This is a genomic window from Cupriavidus sp. SS-3 (genome assembly GCF_035818815.1).
In the GTDB taxonomy this organism is placed as follows: domain Bacteria; phylum Pseudomonadota; class Gammaproteobacteria; order Burkholderiales; family Burkholderiaceae; genus Cupriavidus; species Cupriavidus taiwanensis_C.
Map to the genome: position 1 here is coordinate 1 of NZ_JAYLVT010000007.1, position 17,767 is coordinate 17,767.

At 70.4% G+C, this 17,767-nt stretch carries 15 protein-coding genes; 7 read left to right on the forward strand and 8 right to left on the reverse strand.

What is annotated here, in order from left to right:
* Positions 1-179 precede the first annotated feature (179 nt).
* Positions 180-1,871: a Na/Pi cotransporter family protein gene (locus U9J39_RS12630; RefSeq protein ID WP_326347202.1), complete on the reverse strand. Its 1,692-nt coding sequence runs from the start codon at positions 1,869-1,871 to the stop codon at positions 180-182.
* Positions 1,872-1,955: 84 nt separating this feature from the next.
* Positions 1,956-3,176: a phosphonoacetate hydrolase gene (gene phnA, locus U9J39_RS12635; protein ID WP_115712795.1), complete on the reverse strand. Its 1,221-nt coding sequence runs from the start codon at positions 3,174-3,176 to the stop codon at positions 1,956-1,958.
* A 112-nt stretch (positions 3,177-3,288) separates the two neighbouring features.
* On the opposite strand from phnA, the gene U9J39_RS12640 reads away from it, so the two are divergent.
* Positions 3,289-4,185, forward strand: a complete 897-nt coding sequence (locus U9J39_RS12640; protein ID WP_116314683.1) for a LysR substrate-binding domain-containing protein — start codon at positions 3,289-3,291, stop codon at positions 4,183-4,185.
* 88 nt (positions 4,186-4,273) lie between these two features.
* On the opposite strand, the gene U9J39_RS12645 is transcribed toward U9J39_RS12640, so the two are convergent.
* Together U9J39_RS12645 and U9J39_RS12650 are read right to left on the reverse strand one after the other, a co-directional pair.
* Entirely contained in the window at positions 4,274-4,657 is a 384-nt protein-coding gene (locus U9J39_RS12645; RefSeq protein WP_115712799.1) for a hypothetical protein, read from the reverse strand.
* Positions 4,658-4,810: 153 nt separating this feature from the next.
* Positions 4,811-5,563 (reverse strand): Crp/Fnr family transcriptional regulator, encoded by a 753-nt coding sequence (locus U9J39_RS12650; RefSeq protein WP_240991314.1) that lies wholly within the window; start codon positions 5,561-5,563, stop codon positions 4,811-4,813.
* Between the two features lie 76 nt (positions 5,564-5,639).
* Here U9J39_RS12650 and U9J39_RS12655 point away from each other — a divergent pair, with 76 nt between their 5' ends.
* Both U9J39_RS12655 and U9J39_RS12660 read left to right on the forward strand, forming a co-directional pair.
* Positions 5,640-6,422 (forward strand): class II aldolase/adducin family protein, encoded by a 783-nt coding sequence (locus U9J39_RS12655; RefSeq protein ID WP_326347203.1) that lies wholly within the window; start codon positions 5,640-5,642, stop codon positions 6,420-6,422.
* A 2-nt stretch (positions 6,423-6,424) separates the two neighbouring features.
* Positions 6,425-7,354: a 2-hydroxyacid dehydrogenase gene (locus U9J39_RS12660; protein ID WP_116314681.1), complete on the forward strand. Its 930-nt coding sequence runs from the start codon at positions 6,425-6,427 to the stop codon at positions 7,352-7,354.
* Between the two features lie 24 nt (positions 7,355-7,378).
* Here U9J39_RS12660 and U9J39_RS12665 read toward each other — a convergent pair whose 3' ends face one another.
* From U9J39_RS12665 to U9J39_RS12680, 4 genes are all read right to left on the reverse strand, one after another.
* Positions 7,379-9,397 (reverse strand): alkaline phosphatase D family protein, encoded by a 2,019-nt coding sequence (locus tag U9J39_RS12665; protein ID WP_326347204.1) that lies wholly within the window; start codon positions 9,395-9,397, stop codon positions 7,379-7,381.
* 273 nt (positions 9,398-9,670) lie between these two features.
* A complete protein-coding gene (locus U9J39_RS12670; protein WP_326347205.1) occupies positions 9,671-10,705 on the reverse strand; it encodes a Bug family tripartite tricarboxylate transporter substrate binding protein in 1,035 nt (344 codons plus the stop codon).
* 27 nt (positions 10,706-10,732) lie between these two features.
* Entirely contained in the window at positions 10,733-11,986 is a 1,254-nt protein-coding gene (locus U9J39_RS12675) for an alkyl sulfatase dimerization domain-containing protein (RefSeq protein WP_115712810.1), read from the reverse strand.
* A 229-nt stretch (positions 11,987-12,215) separates the two neighbouring features.
* Positions 12,216-13,148: a LysR family transcriptional regulator gene (locus tag U9J39_RS12680; protein WP_115683721.1), complete on the reverse strand. Its 933-nt coding sequence runs from the start codon at positions 13,146-13,148 to the stop codon at positions 12,216-12,218.
* 197 nt (positions 13,149-13,345) lie between these two features.
* On the opposite strand from U9J39_RS12680, the gene U9J39_RS12685 reads away from it, so the two are divergent.
* Genes U9J39_RS12685 through U9J39_RS12700 form a run of 4 tightly spaced genes read left to right on the forward strand, consistent with a single transcriptional unit; the run spans position 13,346 to position 17,665 of the window.
* Positions 13,346-14,569: a CaiB/BaiF CoA transferase family protein gene (locus U9J39_RS12685; RefSeq protein ID WP_115712812.1), complete on the forward strand. Its 1,224-nt coding sequence runs from the start codon at positions 13,346-13,348 to the stop codon at positions 14,567-14,569.
* Complete coding sequence (locus U9J39_RS12690; protein ID WP_326347206.1) at positions 14,566-15,240, forward strand: enoyl-CoA hydratase/isomerase family protein; 675 nt, start codon at positions 14,566-14,568, stop codon at positions 15,238-15,240. Before U9J39_RS12685 ends, U9J39_RS12690 begins: the two co-directional genes overlap by 4 nt.
* 12 nt (positions 15,241-15,252) lie before the next feature.
* Positions 15,253-16,476 carry an acyl-CoA dehydrogenase family protein gene (locus U9J39_RS12695; protein WP_326347207.1) on the forward strand — a complete coding sequence of 408 codons (1,224 nt, stop codon included), beginning with the start codon at positions 15,253-15,255 and terminating at the stop codon, positions 16,474-16,476.
* Between the two features lie 43 nt (positions 16,477-16,519).
* On the forward strand, positions 16,520-17,665 hold the full coding sequence (locus tag U9J39_RS12700; RefSeq protein WP_326347208.1) for an acyl-CoA dehydrogenase family protein: 1,146 nt from the start codon (positions 16,520-16,522) through the stop codon (positions 17,663-17,665).
* The last annotated feature ends 102 nt before the right edge of the window (positions 17,666-17,767 follow it).

Consider the following 17,767-nt stretch of genomic DNA (forward strand, 5'->3'; position numbering starts at 1 on the left):
ACGCGCTCGGGCAAGATCATGCGCCGCCTGCTGCGGTCGCTGGCCAAGGGCGAAGAGATTACGCAGGACACCTCGACGCTGGAGAACCCGGCCATCCTCGAGCAGCTTGGCCAGGCACGCTGAAGCGGCGGCGCGCGCAGCCCGCGCGCGCACTGTCAGCGTTCTCGGTGCTTGCGGCGTCACGGATTAAGCAGGCGGTCCTGTGCGTGCAGCGTGCCGGTGTGTTCGGCAGGCAGGAACGGAGGGTCCTCGGCGAGGGCACTGCGCTGGGTGCCTGGCATGCCTGCGGGCGCAGCGCACAGTAGCGAGTTCATCTGCGAAAGCTCGCGCAGGATATCCAGGTGCAAGGCACTGGTCTCCACGCTTGCCGTGCGCCGCTGCGCCACACGCGCAATGTGGCGCGCGGTGAAGCGCTCGGCACGGGCCTGGAATCCGGCGGCACAGTCGTGCAGAAAGGCCGGAGCGGTACGGTCGCCAGCGACGAACAGCGACAGCCGGGTACGCAGGTTGGCCACCAGCATGTCGCACAACGCAAGCAGTTCCGCGCTGCCCTCGTCCGAGAACCGGTAGTTGCGGCTCAGCTTGCGCTGGTCCAGGTCGGCCAGGATGCGCTCGACGATATCGCCGGCATATTCCAGGTTGATATTGACCAGCATGATTTCGTCCCAGCGCGCGGTATCGTCGTCGTCGAGGCTGTCGGTGTCGACGCCGGTCAGGTACATCTTGACGGACGAATAGAGGTCGTCGATACGGTCGTCCAGCGCGCGGCAGCGGGCGTTCATGGCGCGGTCGTTGCCCGCCACCGAGAGCTTCATGCCACCGAGCATTTCCTCGATCACGTCGCCGATGCGCACGACTTCGCGCGTGGCATTGCCCAGCGCGACGGACGGGTGCCGCAGGTCGCCCTGGCTCAGGTAGCGTGCGCCGCCGGGCGCTGCGTGGTCGTGCGCATCGGGCAGCCACCGGTTGCATAGCGAGGCGACCGGCTTGACGAACCAGATCAGCGTTGCCGCCAGGGCCAGGTTGAAGGCCATGTGAAAGTCGATGGCCATGGTCGCGGCGCTGCTGCCCAGGCGGGCCAGCAGCCACGGCATGGCGTCCAGCAACGGCAGGAATGCCAGTATCCCCACCACCCGGAACATCAGGTTGGCGAGCGATACCCGCCGTGCGGCCGGTGCAGCGCCGGAATTGGCAAGGCAGGCAATCAGGCCGCTGCCCAGGTTGGCGCCAAGCACCAGCGACAAGGCGGTTGCCGGGCCGATGACGCCGCCCATGGCCAGCGTTGCGGTCAGCAGTACCGCGGCCAGGCTGGAGTATGCGAGCAGGGCCAGCAGGGCGCCGATCACCAGTGCCAGCAGGGCGTCGTTGCCAAGCGAGATGAAGATCGCGTGCACGATCTGAGCCTGCAGCAGCGGTGCGGCGTAGAGGCGGATCAGGTGCAAGGCCAGCGTGATCAGCCCCAGCCCCACCATGACTTCGCCAGCCTGTCCGCACAGGCTGTCCTTGCCGGACAGACGCAGGGCAATGCCGATGACCAGCAGCAGCGGCGAGAGCCAGGAGATGTCGACCGACAGCAAGCGCGCCATCAGGCTGGTGCCGACGTCGGCACCCAGCACGATCGGCAGTGCCGCCGGCAACGACACCAGGCCTCCCGCCACAAAGCTGCTTGTCATCAAGGCCGTGGCGCTGCTGCTCTGGATCAGCGCGGTCACGCCCAGCCCGGCCAGGAAGCCGCGCGCCGGGCTGGCCGTGCCCGCGGCCAGCACCAGCCGCAAGCGCGGCCCCAATAGCTCCAGCATGCCGTGGCGCGTCACATGCGCGCCCCAGATCAGCAGTGCAACCCCGGACATCAGGGAAAGCAGGATTTGCATGGCGCCGCCCCCTGGTGGTGACCGTCTTGGCGGCCGTCACCCCTTGCTGATGAAGCGTGCCGGCCTTGCCGGCACGCACCCGCTTCAGTCGGCGTGGTTCAGCGCCAGCCGCAGGATGTCGAAGTTGCGCAGGCGCTGGCCGGCCGGCACGCTGACCTTGCGGTTGAACAGCAGCGGCACCTTCTGCTCGGACAAGCCGCCGTGCGAGCGCAGCGGTGCATCGAGGCCGCTCAGGTCATGGCGTGCCGGCGTGGTGCCGAGCACGGTCAGCCGTTCACTGACCACCACCAGGTCGCCGATGCGGTCGGGCGGCAGTTCGAAGCGCTCGCTGGCGGCGCGCTTGTCCAGCACCAGCTCGATGCCGGGCAGTGCGGCGATGGCCTCATGCACGGCGCGCTGGTCGGTGCCGGCGGGCAGGTACACGGTCGCGTAGGAACCGAGTGCGCCGTGGTGGGCGACATAGGGATCGGTGATCGGCAGCAGCACGCGGGTGGCATCGGTGCCGAAGCGCTGGTCCAGCACCTGCTGCAGGAACAGGATGTTGGCCTTGCCGAGCGAATCGGTCTTGGCGTTCATGCCATGGTCGGCGGTCACGCCGATGACCGCGCCTAGCGCATCCAGGCGCTGCAGGTAGCTGTCGATCATCGCGTAGAAGGCATTGGCCTGCGGCGTACCCGGTGCATGCTTGTGCTGGACATAGTCCGTCGTGGACAGGTACATCAGGTCGGGCCGCACGGTTTCCAGCAAGGCCACGCCGGCGGCAAACACGAACTCGGACAGGTCCGCGCTGTAGACCGACGGCAGCGGCATGCCGACCTTGCCCAGCACGTCGTCGATGCCGTTTTCTTCGATGGTGGCCTGGTCGGCCTTCTCCGCCGAGAAGCAGATGCCCTGCAGGCCGTGGCCCAGCAGTGCGCGCAGCTTGTCCTTGGCGGTGACCACCGCGACCTTTGCGCCGGCTTGTGCCGCGGCGGCCAGCACGGTGGGCGCGCGCAGGTAGCGGGCATCGTTCATCAGCACCTCGGCGCCGGCTTCGGTGTCGTAGAAGAAGTTGCCGCAGATGCCGTGCACCGATGGCGGCACGCCGGTCACGATCGACAGGTTGTTGGGGTTGGTGAAGGACGGCACCACGCAGTCGCCGGTCAGCACGGTGCCGCGTTTGGCCAGGCTGGCGAAAAAGGGCGTGGCGCCGGCCTGCACCGCAAGGTTGATGTATTCCTGTTCGCAGCCGTCGATGCAGACGATGACGGTGGGGCGGGCGGGCAACTGGTAGGCATGGCCGTTGGCCTGGATCTGGGTGCTCATGGGGTCTCTTGGTGCAGGTTTTGTGAAGGGGTTTACCTGAGACCGATGCTAAGTTAAGCGATAAACTCTCACAAACGAGTTTATTTTCCAGATTCTGTCAGGAAATCTCACAATGCCGCACAAGCTGCCCCCGCTCAACGCCCTGCGCATCTTCGAGGTGGCCGCTCGCGCCGGCAGCTATTCGGCCGCCGCGCGCGAATTGCACCTGACCCACGGCGCGGTCAGCCGGCAGATCGAGATCCTGGAGCAATGGCTGGGGCAGCCGCTGTTTATCCGCCAGGGCCAGCGCATGGTGCCGACCGTCCACGCGCAGGCGTTCGCGCGCGAGATCAGCACGGCGTTCGACCAGATCGGCGCCGCGTCCGAGCGCTATGGCCGCATCGCTACGCGCAAGGTGGTGCGCGTGAACGCACCGGCCACCTTTGCCATGCGCTGGCTGATTCCAAGGCTGGATGATTTCCGACGCGTGCAGCCGGAGGTCGACGTGCGGGTCTCGACCGCCTTCAGCAATGAAGCGGGCTTCAACGGCACCTTCGACGTGGCGATACGGCGCACGCTGGAGCGCGGCGAGCAGTTCGAGTCGATGCCGGTGTTTGCCGAGTACCAGACCGTGATCGCCAGCCCGGCGTTGCTGCGGCAGTTGCCGTTGCAAGGGGTGGAAGACCTGGTGGAGGGCGTGTTCCTCTATACGGAAACGCGGCCGGGCAGCTGGGAGTCATGGCTGCAGCAGGCCGGGCATGCGTCGCTGCTGCCGGTGCGCACGCTGCGCTTCGACCACTTCTTTGTCACGCTGCAGGCCGTGGCGGACAGCCTGGGCTTTGCCATCGGCACCTTTCCCACGCTGGAGGCGGACCGCGCCGGCGGGCGCATCGCCACGCCGTTCGGCGCGATCCGCGCGCCGGGCAACACCTACCATGCGCTGGTGCCGCGCGATGCCGACAAGCCGCTGCACCTGCGCGCCTTCCTGGAATGGCTGCAGCAGCAGGGCGCGGCTGCCGGGGAAGAGTAAGGCGGGGCGCGCCCGCGTGTTACGTGTGTCGTGATGCAGGGATGCATGGCGCATGGCCCGCGCGCTGCGGGCCCACGCCGGCCGGCGCTCAGGCGCCGTCGAGGAAGGTGCTGCGCTGGCCCAGGCGACTGCCGAGGGCATCGGGCGCGAGGCTCATGCTGGCGGGATCCACTGCCGACATCGTGCCGCCTGCCAGCGACGCATCGGCGGGCGCCGGCGCCATGCCGGGCTGGACCGGGGGCATGGGGGCCTGCGCGTAGCTGCCACCGGCCGCCGGGGCAGCGGGGGCCATCTGGGCCATCGGAGCCGACGGGGCCGCAGGCATCGCCTGCACCGGTTGCGCGGATTGCATCGGCTGGGTCATCGGCATCGGCTGGCCCGGCTGCAGCGGCTGGGCCTGCTGCGCGAACAGCGGATAGGACGCGATCATCGCGCCAGCCATGACCAGGGATTTCGCCAGATGTTGCTTCATTCGTGTACCTCCTAGAAACGCCTACAGGCAAGGGAATGGTCACTGTAGCGCCGGGGCACCTGACATTCTGTTTGTTTTTGCAACGGTCGTTAACCAGTCTTGCCATCGCGGCCAAGGCAGGTTATTTGCGCACGCGGGTGGCCGTGCGCGGCGTCATCGCCTGGCAATGCGCTTCAGCGCGGCCGGGTCCAGCAGTTCGATCTGGCGATAGGCGCGGCGGATCAGCCCGGCGTCCTGCCACGCCTGCAGCGTCTTGGCCACGGTCTGGCGCGAGCGGCTGACCATGTCGCCGAGTTCTTCCGCGCTGATGCGCACCACGTGGTCGGTGCGGTCGGCCAGCTCTAGCAGGCGCGCCGCCATGCGCGCGTCGACCGGGGCCTGCGCCGCGCTTTGCGCATGGTCGAAGGCTACCCGCAGGCGCGCGCAGATCTGCTGCACGATCAGCTGCATGCCTTCCGGGTGCGTAGCCAGGATGCGGTGGAAATCGCGCTGGCCCAGCACCAGCAGCTCGGTGTTGCCGACGGCAAAGGCATCATGCGTGCGCGGCTTGCCGTCGAGCAGCGAGATTTCGCCGAACCAGCGCCCGCGCCCGATCACCGAGTACACCGACTCGCGCCCGCCGCTGCTGACCCGGCTCATGCGCACCCGGCCGGACACCACCATGCAGAAATACGTCGGCGGGTCGCCGCGTGCGAAGATCATCGCGCCGTCGCCAAAGCGCTGGCGGCGTGCGGCAAGCGCCACGGCGTCCAGCACGCGCGGCGGCGCGTTGCGCAGCCAGCCGCTGGCCAGCACGCCGCGCGGCAGTGCGCGCACCGGTTCATCCGCTTTCAACGCATGCTTTACCCTGGCCTTCACCTGACGTCCCACATCGCCCTCCTTGCCGGAGCCGAGATTGTCTAACACTTAACAGACTTTGGCGCGGGGCGCCGGGACAATGCAGCGGTCCAATGACTCACTCACATGCCCCGGGAGGCCGTACATGGCGCAAGTCCAGCTCGTCGAATCCGCACAAGACCGCATCAAAGAACGCGTCTCCGACGCCGAATGGCAGATGCGCGTCGACCTGGCGGCCGCGTACCGGCTGGTGGCCCACTTCGGCTGGGACGACCTGATCTTCACGCATATCTCGGCGCGCGTGCCGGACGCGCCGGACCAGTTCCTGATCAACCCGTACGGCATGATGTTCGACGAGATCACGGCCTCGAGCCTGGTCAAGGTGGACCACCACGGCGAGCCCGTGCTGGACACGCCGTATGACGTCAACCCGGCCGGCTTCATCATCCACAGCGCCGTGCACGAGGCGCGGCCCGAAGTCGGCTGCGTGATGCACACGCATACCGCGCACGGCGTCGCCGTGTCCGCGCAGCAGGAGGGGCTGCTGCCGATCTCGCAGCAGGCGATGTTCGCGCTGACCGGGCTCGCCTATCACGACTATGAAGGCGTGGCGCTGCGCGAGGACGAAAAGGCGCGGCTGGTGGCCGACCTGGGCCGCTGCAAGCAGATGATCCTGCGCAACCACGGGCTGCTCACCTGCGGGCGCACCGTGGCGGATGCGTTCCTGACCATGTACACGCTGGAGTCGGCGTGCCGCATCCAGATCCTGGCGCAAAGCGGCGGCACGCCGCTGACGCGGGTGCCGCAGGCCGCCAGCGCCAACATGGGCCAGCAGGCACGCCAGGCCACCAAGGGCAAGGGTTCCAGCCTGGCCTGGCCGGGCCTGCTGCGCCGCCTCGACCGCATCAACCCCGACTACCGCAACTGACCATGGCCATCCTCGTCCACCTGCCGTCGTTCATGGCGGTTCCCATCACCGCGCTGCTGCGCGAGGCGGCGCCCGACATCACCGTGTGGAACGGCCGCGAGGCCGCCGTCGCGGAACAGGTCGAGGCCATCATCGCGTGGGGCCTGAAGCCCGGCGTGGTGCCCGCCTATCCCAACCTGCGGCTGGTGTGCGCTGCCACCGCCGGCGTCGACAAGCTGCTGGCAGCGCCCGACCTGCCCGCGCATATCCCGGTGACGCGTATCGTCGATCCCGGCCAGCAGGCCGGCATCGCCCGCTTCGTGCTGGCGATGGCGCTGCGCCATACCCGCGCGCTGGGCCTGTACGCCGAACAGCAGCGCCGCGGCGAATGGAAGCGCCACGCGGGGCGCGATGCCGCGCAGTGCCGCGTGGGCGTGCTGGGGCTGGGAGAGATCGGCAGCGAGGTGGCGCGCATGTTCGCCGCCATCGGCTACCCGGTCAGCGGCTGGAGCCGCGCCGCCAAGCACTTGCCCGGCGTGACGGATTTCACCGGCGACGATGGCCTGGACGCCATGCTGGCGCAGAGCGATATCCTGGTCTGCACGCTGCCGCTGACGCCGCGCACCGAGGGGCTGCTCGACCGGCGCACCTTGTCGCGCCTGCCGCGGGGCGCCTACCTGATCAACGTCGGCCGCGGCGAGCATGTGGTCGAGCCCGACCTGGTGGCGCTGATCGATGCAGGGCACCTGGCGGGCGCGGCGCTGGATGTATTCGCCAAGGAACCGCCGGCAGCGGACGACCCGGTCTGGAACCATCCGCGCATCGAGGCCACGCCGCATATCGCGGCCGATCCGTCGTACCCGCTGGTGGCACGGCAATGCCTGGACAACCTGCGGCGCGCGCGCGAGGGGCGCGCGCTGCTGAACCTGGTGGACCGGCAGGCCGGATACTAGGTCACGGCCACGGGGTCACGGTCACTAGGTCACGGTCACATCGGCCGTGCCTGCCGCCACTTCCAGCAGCCGCGTGCTGGCGGTGGCCGGCAGCGCCGGCGCCATGCCGCCGGCGAGCGCCTTCAGGGTGTGGAAGGTGCAGCTCAGTTTCTGCGGCGTCAGCGTGACCAGCGCATAGCCCTCGGCATTGGTGTCGGCATGCCGCAGCCACGGGTTGAAGGCGCGCAGCGTGGCATCGAAGGTATTGACGAGGGTGCCGCCGACGTTGCTGTAGATCAGCTCGCGCAGCGCGGCAAAGGCCGGATCGGTGTCGACCACGGTGCGGAAGGAACTGAGCAGCGTGTTGCTCGACAGGCCGGCCGTCACCAGGTCCACCATCACCGGCGCCGGCGCCGCGGCATCGTAGTCGTCCATCACCTGGCCGCCGAAGAAGGCGTGGATGTCGCCGCTCAGCGCCACCACGTTGCGGATGCCGTTGGTCTTCAGGAACGCCATCAGGTTCTTGCGCTCGGCGTTGAAGCCGTCCCACTGGTCGGCATTGAGGATAAAGCGTTCGAGCAGCGTAATCGCCGGCAGCCGCGCTTCGATCAGCGGCTTGATGCTGGCGTCGAACGCGGCGCTGTCGATGCCGGCCTGTACCAGCACGTTGCGCAGCGCGGTATAGGCGAGGTTGGCATAGGTGCCGGCGATGCGCGCTGCGCGCAGGTCGTCGGCCAGCGCGTTGGCGATCGCGGTCTCGAGCGAGGCCAGCGCGTTGTTGGCCAGCACCAGCGCGCGCGCGATCAGCCGCGCCACCGCCTGCGGCACGTCGACCTGCATGCGCAGCAGCGACAGCTGGTTGCCCCACAGCTTCCAGGTGGTGGCGTCGGCGCCGATGCGGTCCTGCCACCAGGCGCGCTGGGTGTCGCCCAGCATCGACACCGGCGTCAGCGCGTTGCCGGCGGCCGCGATCTTCTGCGCCTCGGCCGCGGCCAGCGTTGCCGTCGGCACGAAATACAGGCTGCCGATCGAGCGGCCGACCGAGGCCTCGGGAATGATGTGGTCGGCGCGGTACAGGCGCTCATCGGTCATCAGCAGCGTGGCGAGATTGCCGAAGGTGAAGGCGCGGTAGATCTGTATGTTCTGGAACGACGGGTTGTTCTGGTCCAGCGTCACGTCGGCCGGCATGAACTCGAACCAGGCCTGGTTGGCGGCGCGCCGGCGCGCGCTGCGCGGGGTCTGGTCGTCGGTGATGTTGTAGGTCTGGCGGTCCTGCCAGCAGTTATCCGAGAACTCGTGGTCGTCCCAGATCGCGATCATCGGGAACGCCGCGTGCAGCGCCTGCAGGCGCGCGTCGCTGCGGTAGCTGCGGTACAGGAAGCGGTAGTCGTCCAGCGTGGTGGCGTAGACGCTGCCATCCGGCAGCACGGTGCCGTTGGGCAGCTGCAGCACGGTGTGGCGATCCTCGACGTTGCCGGCGCGCGAACCGCCCGGCACCGCTTCGTAGATGTAGTCGCCGACATGGATGATGAAGTCCAGGTCCTGCTGCACCAGCTCTTCCATGCCGGCCCAGTGGTTGGCATTCCAGTCCTGGCAGCTGACAAAGGCGAATCGCAGCTGTTCCAGCGGGGTGCCCGCCGCGGCGGCGGTGCGGGTGCGGCCGGTGGTGCTGGAGCGGTTGCCCAGCAGGAAGCGGTAGAAGTAGCGCGTGCCCGGGCTCAGGCCCGTGACCTTGTTGCGGATGGTGTAGTCCCAGTCCGGCAGGGCCATCAGCGGCTGGTTGACCAGCAGCGTCGGCGGCGCGAAATCCTGCTGGGTCGACACCTGCAGCCGCACCACCACCGGGCGCCTGCCGTTGCTGCCTTCCACGCGCGTCCACACGATCACGCTGTCGGGGCGCGGGTCGCCCGAGGCCACGCCGTGCACGAAGTTGAAGTTCTCGGGGTTGCCGGTATCCGGTTCCGGCGCCGGATCGTCATCGCCACCGCCGCAGGCGCTGAGCCCGCCGGTGGCCACGGTAACGGTCAGGAAACTGCCCCACTTGAGAAACTGGCGGCGGTCCATGGCGCTCCTCCTTCTGTTATTGCGGTCTCCATGCAGCGCGCAGCCGTGCCCGGATGCCGCTTGCGGCACCGGGTCTTCGTGGGGCGTGCTGTTTTTCTGAATCGATACTAGTGGCTGGGTAGGGCAGGCGCTGTCGGTGAAGCTCCGACATCGGTATAGGAAGAAGTCGACTGGCTGGCGGCGCCGCCGCCTCACGGCAGCGCAGGCAAGAGGCCTTGCTCCCCTCTCCCAGTCTGCGGGAGAGGGGCCGGGGGAGAGGGCAGGCGCCTCCAATCAGTCGACGCTGATGTTGTTCGCCCGTATCACCTTGCCCCACACGCCCACATCCGCGCGCACCGTCTGCGCGAACTGCTCCGGGGTCTTCGCCGGCGCCATGCCCATGTTCAGCTGCAGGAAGCGCTCGCGCATGGCCGCGTCCGCCAGCAGCCGGTTAACCTCGGCATTGAGCCGCTGCACGATCGCGGCGCTGGTGCCGGCGGGCGCGAATAGCCCGTACCAGCTGTCGGTGTCGAACGGATAGCCCTGCTCGGTCATGGTCGGCACCTCGGGCGTGGCCGGGGCGCGGCGCGTGCCGCTGACCGCCAGCGCGCGCAGCTTGCCGGCGCGGAGCAGCGGCAGCGACGACGAGGTATCGACGAAGCCGGCCTTGATCACGCCGCCCTGCAGGTCGGCCAGGATCGGCGCCACGCCTTTGTACGGCACGTGGCGCACCCGGAGGCCGGTCTGCATGGCGAGCGCCGCCATGGTCAGGTGGCCGCCCGAGCCGATGCCCCATGAGCCGTAGTCGTACGCATCCGGGCGCTTGCGCACTTGCTCGACGAATTCCTTCAGCGTGCGCGCCGGGAAGTCCGGCGTCACCACCAGGAAATTGCCGCCTGCGCCGATCTGCGCCACCGGCAGCAGGTCGCGCAGGCCGTCATACGGCAGCTTCGGCTGCAAGGTCTGGTTGATCACCACCGCGGCGGCGTAGGTGAACAGCAGCGTGTAGCCGTCGGGGCTGGCCTTGGCCACGGCATCGTTGCCGATGATGCCGTTCGCGCCCGGCTTGTTGTCGACCACGATGGTCTGGCCCAGCGCCTGGCCCAGCGATGCCGCCAGCGTGCGCGCGAACAGGTCGGTGCCGCCGCCCGGCGGGGTCGGCACCACCAGCCGGATCGGCCGCGCGGGCCAGCCGTTGCCGGCGTATAGCGAACCCGCCGCGGCGCCCATCCCGAGTGCGGCCAGCCCGCGCAGCAGCGCACGCCGCCGTGGGTCTGGCCACAGCGTGGCCGGGGCTGCAAGGGTGGTGCATGGCTCGATGTCTGGCATGGTGTCTCCCTGATGCAGAGGGCATGGCTAATGCAGGCCGAAGTTGTCCGCCGCTTCGCTCTCCAGCGCATCGGCGGCCGCGTCGTACAGGCTGCGCGACACATAGCTGCGCACCTGCGTGGCGCGCTGGCGCAGCCACGCCGCCTTGAGCCGGCGCGCCTCGCGCACGCTCGGGGTTTTATCCGGTGCCAGCGCCAGCACGTCGATCACGTGCAGGGCCAGTTGCGTATCGCCGCGCTCGGCCAGCGCCTGCGCGTGGCGCAGCAGCGCGGCGTGGTCGGCCACGGCGGCGGCGATCTCCGCCGCGGCCTGCTGTGGCGCCGCCGGGTGCAGCGTGGTCGCGTTGCGGTCCCACCAGCCGTTCTCCGAGCGGTAGATATCGCGCGCGATGTAGCTGGGGTCGCCGTAGGTGGGCCGCATCCAGGGCTGGTCGAACAGCGCCGCGGGCGGCTGCAGCGCGGCCAGCATCTGGCGCTCGTTGCAGCCCGCGTTCATCAGCCGCACCACCTCGGCGCGCAGCCAGCGCAGGGCGCGCGCGGTTTCGCCCAGCACGCGCTGGCATTCGGCCTCGCCCTGCACGGTGGCGCCGAATTCGCGCACCACCGCGCGCGGCTGCAGCGCCGCCAGGCGTTCCAGCGTATCGGCCCAGCGCACGGTGTCGCGCATGGTGCGGAACGGGGTGCCGATGTTGGGGATCGAGTCGATCACCGCCGGCCCGCCGTAGAGCACGCGCCGGCCCGGCAGCCAGACCGCGACGGCGTCGTCGGTCTCGGACGGCGCCCACAGGATTTCGGCGCGGCGCTCGCCGTGGCCCAGCGTCACGCCGTCGGCAAAGGTCTCGGTGGGGGCAACATGGACCAGCTTGCCCGCGAGCGCGCCGGCCGGCTGGCGGAACTGGATCTCGGCCATGCGCTGCTGCATGCGTTGGGTCTCGCGGTAACGCGCCTGGCGCGCCAGCACGTTGACGTGGGCCAGCACGCGCGGCGCGGGCTCGCCGCGCGCGGCGGCGTGGTCCAGCCATTGCTGCAGGCCGGCGTTGTAGCCCAGGTGGCCGTGGCTGTAGCAGATCGCCAGCACCGGCAGGCTGGTCTGCGTGCGCAGCGCCTCGATCATGCCCCGCGTGACGCGCCCGCCGGGGCCGCTGTCGACCACCAGCAGGCCGCCGCCGATATCGGCAACAAAGCTCTGGCCCTGCCCGTGCAGCAGCCAGACGCCGTCGCCGGCGCTGTCGATCCCCGTGCCCGTGACCAGCGCCGACGGCCGGTCTTCGATGTCTTGCATGCTTGCCTCCCTGCTATCCGGTTAGTGTCCGGTGCCACTGTCAGGCAAGAAGGCACTGCGCAGGGATTGGGGAAAATCCCGCCGCGCCGCGGCGCGCCGGCTGCAAAGCCAGCGCCGGCGCGGCCCGGCGGCGGTTCGGGAATTTCAGGTGTAAACCGCTGGTTAGCACCGAGCCGCTGCTGGCAGTTCCCGCGCGCCGCGCGCTGCGCTAACGCGCGCCAGGCGCGACCTAGGCGGGGCGGCGCAGCGGGCTGTCGGGCAGGTGGGTCAGGTAGTGGACTTCGCGCCGCAGCTGCGTGGCAAATTGCGCGGCGACCGGCGTCATCGGCGAATCGGCGCGGTAGATCAGGCTGACCCGGTGGCTGGGCAGCCGGTCTTCGATCGGCAAGGGCACCAGCCCGGCGGCGGCGAGCTGTCCCGGCACCAGCTGGCGCGGCAGCATGCACAGCAGGTGGCGGTCCTGCAGCAGCGACTGGATCATGCCGATGGTGTCGCAGCGCACCGCCACGCGCGGCAGCGGCAGGTCGTGCTCGCGAAAGGCATCGAGGATGGCGGCGCCCGGGCCCTGCATGCGCTGGCCGGTCAGCACCCAGTCCGAACCCACCAGCTCGCGCAGGCGGCGCGCATGCCGCAGGGGATGCTCGCGGTGCGCCACCACCACCGAATCGTTGTTGTAGAGCGGCTCGCAAGTGAACTCGCGCTCGATGCCCTCGTCCGGCACCGGGCTCACCGCCATGTCCATCACGCCCGCGCGCAGGTCGTCCAGGTGCATCGGATAGACCCCGCTGTCGATGCAGACCAGCACGTCCGGATGCTGGGCCCGGAAGCGCGTCAGCACCGCCGGCAGCAGCAGGTGCGCCGGGCCGCCGGTGGCGCCCACGCGCACCACGCCGTTGCGAGCGCCCAGCATCTGGCGCATCTCGTCGCTGGCCTTGCGCGCCTCGGTGGCGATCAGGCGCGCGCGCCGCAGGAAGGCCTCGCCATAGCGCGACAGCACCACGCCGCGGGTGGTGCGGGTCAGCAGCGGCACGTGCAGCTCTTCCTCGAGCTGGCGGATGCTCTTGGTGAGTGCCGGCGCCGACACGTCGCGGGCACGGGCGCCGGCGCGGATGCTGCCGTGCTCGGCCACGGCGATGAAGTCCTGGAGTTGGTTCAGACGCATGGAGGGTCCCGTACAGACGATGGCCAGGGCGCCCAGCATAGCGGCAATCCGCGGGGTTCGGGATAACCCGGGGTGCTAACCCGTGGTTTGCACCGCAGCCATTTTGGCATCTGCCGTGAGGCGCGGTGCTCACGCATGATCGCTCCGCATCGACGCCAACCGCCGGCCGCGCCGGCGACTTCAAGGAGTGACACCGCATGGCAAACCGGCAAGACCTGCCGCTGGCAGGCATCCGCGTGGCGGAGTTCGGGCAGTTCATCGCGGCGCCGGGCGCGGCCATGATGCTGGCCGACCTGGGCGCCGACGTGGTCAAGGTCGAGGCGCTGCGCGGCGACAGCGCGCGGCGCTTCGACGGCACCAGCCCGCAAAGCCCGATGTTCCTGGCCTACAACCGCGGCAAGCGCGGCATCGCGCTGGACCTGCGCACGCCCGGCGGGCTGGATGCGGCGCGCCGGCTGGCGCTGGCCAGCGACGTGGTGCTGCACAACACCCGCGCCGGCGTGATGGAAGCGCTGGGACTGGACGCCGCGACGCTGCGCGCCGCGCGTCCCGACCTGATCCACGCCTCGATCAGCGGCTTCGGCACGCGCGGGCCGTCGCGCACGCGGCCCGGGCTGGATATCGCCGCGCAGGCGGAGAGCGGCATGATGTCGGTCACCGGCGAGTCCGGCGGGCAGCCGCTCAAGGCCGGCTTCGCGCTGATCGACGCGGCCACCGCGCTGGCGGCCGGCAATGCCATCCTGGCCGCGCTGTTCCGCCGCGAGCGCACCGGCGCCGGCGCGACCATCGAGACTTCGCTGCTGTCGGTGGGGGTGCAGCTGCAGGCCCAGCTGTGGGCCGAATACCAGTGCTCCGGCGCGCTGCCCGTGCGCAGCGGCAACAGCCAGCCCAAGGCCGCGCCGGCCGCCGACGTGATCGCGGTGGCCGACGGCCATATCGTGCTGTCGGCCTATCTCGACGAACACTGGACGCGCTTGTGCGAAGCCATCGGCCAGCCGGCGCTGGCGCACGACCCACGCTTTGCCAGCAATGCCCTGCGGGTGCGGCACCGCGCCGCGCTGCTGGCCATCCTGCACGACGCGCTGCGCCACCTGAGCGGCGATGCCGCGCGCGCGCTGCTGGAGCGGCACCAGGTGGTGGTGGGCGTGGTGCGCGACTACCACCAGGTCAAGGCCAGCCCCGACGTGCGTGCCAGCGGCATCCTGCAGGCGGTCGACGACGGCGAGGGCGGCCGGCTGGAGCTGCCCGGGCTGCCCTTCACCATGGCCGGCCTGCCCGCCGGCGGACTCCCTGCGGTGCCGCGGCTTGGCCAGCATACCGCCGAGGTGCTGGCGGAACTGGGCTACGGCGCAGCCGAGATCGACGCCATGGCCCGTGCCCGCAACATCGGCGTGGAACACGTGCAGCAGGAGGCAGCATGAACGCGCCGCAGCCTGCCGTCCTGCTGCAGCGTCACGCCGGCTGGGCCGAGCTGGTGCTGAACCGCCCGGCGCGCCGCAACGCCATCGACATGGCGCTGGCGCGCGCGCTGGGCGACGCGATCGAGACCCTGGCCGCCGACGACAGCGTGCGCGCGGTGCTGCTGCGCGGCGCCGACGGCGGCTTCTGTTCCGGCCTGGACCTGCAGGCGCTGCAGGCCGAAGCCGGCGGGCTGGCGGCGTTCGCGCCGGTGTGGGAGCGCGTGCACCAGGGCCTGCGGCACAGCCGCAAGGCCTGGGTGGTGGCGCTCGAGCGCCATGCCATCAATGGCGGCGCGGCGCTGGCGCTGGCCGGCGACCTGCTGGTGTGCGGCGCCGGCGCCTTCCTGCAGATCGGCGAGATCCGCCTGGGCATGGCGGCGCCGCGCAATGCCGAGTGGCTGGCGCTGCGCCACACCGAAGCCGTGGCCGCGCGCCTGTGTTTGCTGGGTGACCGCGTGCCCGCGCCGGAGCTGCTGCGACTGGGCATCGCCACCGAGATGGTCGACGACGCCCAGGTGCTGGACCGCGCGCGCGGGCTGGCGGCCACCATCGGCGGCTTTCCGGCGGATAGCGTGGCCGCGATCAAGGGCGGCATGCGCGCGGCCTCGGTTGCGCGCGACAAGAACGCTTAGAAGACAGACACCATGACCGATTCCCTTATCCACGACGACGAGGCCGCGCTGCAGGCCTTCCGCGACGAGGTGCGCGCGTTCGTCGCGCGCGCGCTGCCCGATGCCGTGCGCGAGAAAGTCCGCTTCGGGCTGGAACTCAGCAAGCAGGAGCTGGTCGACTGGCAGCAGCGGCTGGCCGGGCGCGGCTGGCTGGTGCCGCACTGGCCGGCGGCCTGGCAGGGCTGCGACTGGAGCGCCGAGCGCCGCGCCGTGTTCCAGGAAGAGCTGGTGCTGGCGCACGCGCCCGAGAGCGGCGGCATCAGCCTCGAGATGATCGGGCCGATCCTGATCCGCTATGGCACGCCGGCGCAGCAGCAGTATTTCCTGCCGCGCATCCTGAACCAGGAGCACTGGTGGTGCCAGGGCTATTCCGAGCCCAACGCCGGTTCCGACCTGGCTTCGCTGAAGACGCGCGCGGTGCGCAGGACCCGGGCCGACGGCAGCGAGGTCTACGTGGTCAGCGGCAGCAAGATCTGGACCTCGTACGCGCAGTACGCCGACTGGATCTTCTGCCTGGTGCGCACCGATACCGCGGCGCGCGCGCAGCAGGGCATCAGCTTCCTGCTGATCGACATGCGCAGCCCCGGCGTGAGCGTGCGGCCGCTGGTCGGCATCCACGGCTGGCACCTGTTCAACCAGGTGTTCTTCGACGAGGTGGAAGTTCCGGTGGCAAACCGCGTCGGCGACGAGAACGCCGGTTGGGCCATCGCCAAGTCGCTGCTCGAGCACGAGCGGCTGAACCTGGCGCGCGTGGCCGAGAACCGCCGCCGCCTGGCCAAGGTGCGCGCCATCGGCGCGGAGCTGGAAGAGGGCGGCCAGCCGCTGCTGCAGCGGCCGTGGTTCGCGCGCCGGCTGCGTGCGCTGGAGGTACGGCTGGAGGCGCTGGCGGCCACCGTGCTGCGCTTTCGCCGGCAGGCGCGCGCGGGCCAGGCGCTGGGGCCCGAGACCGGCATGCTCAAGCTGCTGGGCAGCCGGCTGATCCAGGACATCGAGAACCTGGCGGTCGACGCGCTGGGCCCCGACACGCTGGCCTACGACCGCGCCGCGCATTTCGAGCCCGCCGCGCCGGAACCGGGGCGCTCCGCCTACGCCGCCGCGGCGTCGGCGCGCCGCTTCGTCACGCGCGGCTACACCATCGCCGGCGGCTCCAGCGAGATCCAGCACGAGCTGCTGGCCAAGCAGGTGCTGGGCCTGTAGCGCGGCCAAGGTGGCTGCAACCTCTGCATAAGGACACGAACAGATGAGCGATGCAACGGACGATCGCCGCATGCTGCGCGACAGCGTGCGGCGCTATGTCGAACGCGGCTACGGCTTCGAGCAGCGCCGCGCCGCGCTGGCCGAGCCGGACGGGTTCTCGCGTACGCACTGGCGGGCGTTTGCCGAGATGGGCTGGCTGGCGCTGGGTTTGCCGGAAGCCTGCGGCGGCCTGGGCGACGCCACCGACCAGGCGCTGCTGGCGGAAGAACTGGGCCGCGCCCAGCCCGCCGAACCGTGGCTGGCCAATGCCGCGCTGTGCGCGCCGCTGCTGGCCGCTTGCGGCGATCCCGCCCACGCGGCCGCCGCGGCGGCGATGGCCGAAGGCGGCGCCATGCTGGCGCTGGCCGCCTGGGAAACGCAGGGGCGCTATGACGCGTTCGATATCAGCACCACCGCGCAGACCCACGCCCCGGGGCAATGGACCCTGGACGGCCGCAAGACGCTGGTGCTGGGCGGCGGCAGCGCCGGCCTGCTGCTGGTGCTGGCGCGCACCGGCGGCCAGCGCCGCGAGCGCCATGGCCTGACCCTGTTCGCGGTGCCGGCCGATACGCGCGGCGTGAGCGTCGAGGCGCTGCCGACCTACGACGGCCGCCAGACCGCCAGCGTGACACTGCGCCGCGCCGTGGTGCCGGACAGCGCGCGCATCGGCGCGTGCGACGGCGCCTGGCCGCTGGTGGAGGCCGCCATCGACCGCGCCACCGTGATGGCCTGCGCCGAGGCCGTCGGCACCATGTCGCGCGCCTTCGACCTGACCCGCGACTACCTGGCGACGCGCGAGCAGTTCGGCCGGCCGCTGACCGCCAGCCAGGTGATCCGGCACCGGCTGGTGGACCTCTATGTCAGCGTCGAGCAGGCGCGTGCCATCACCGAAGCCGCGGCCGAGGCGCTGCAGCGCGATCCGGTCGCGCGCATGCGCGCGGTCTCCCACGCCAAGGCCTTTGTCTCGGATGCCGGGCGCGCGCTGGGCGAGGACGCGGTGCAGCTGCACGGCGCCGTCGGCATGACCGACGAGGTCGAAGTCGGCCACTGCTACAAGCGACTGGCAGCGCATGCCAACCTGTTCGGCGATGCCGACTGGCACTACGAGCGGCTGGCGGCACTCGATCACGCGGCGCAGGCGCAGGCCTGAGCCGGTTCAGCGCGGGCGCCCGGGAAATCCGGCGCGCCCGCTGACGACACGCCGGCAACGTACCGGCATGCGCGGCCAATGCGCCGCAACGGAGACAGCAAT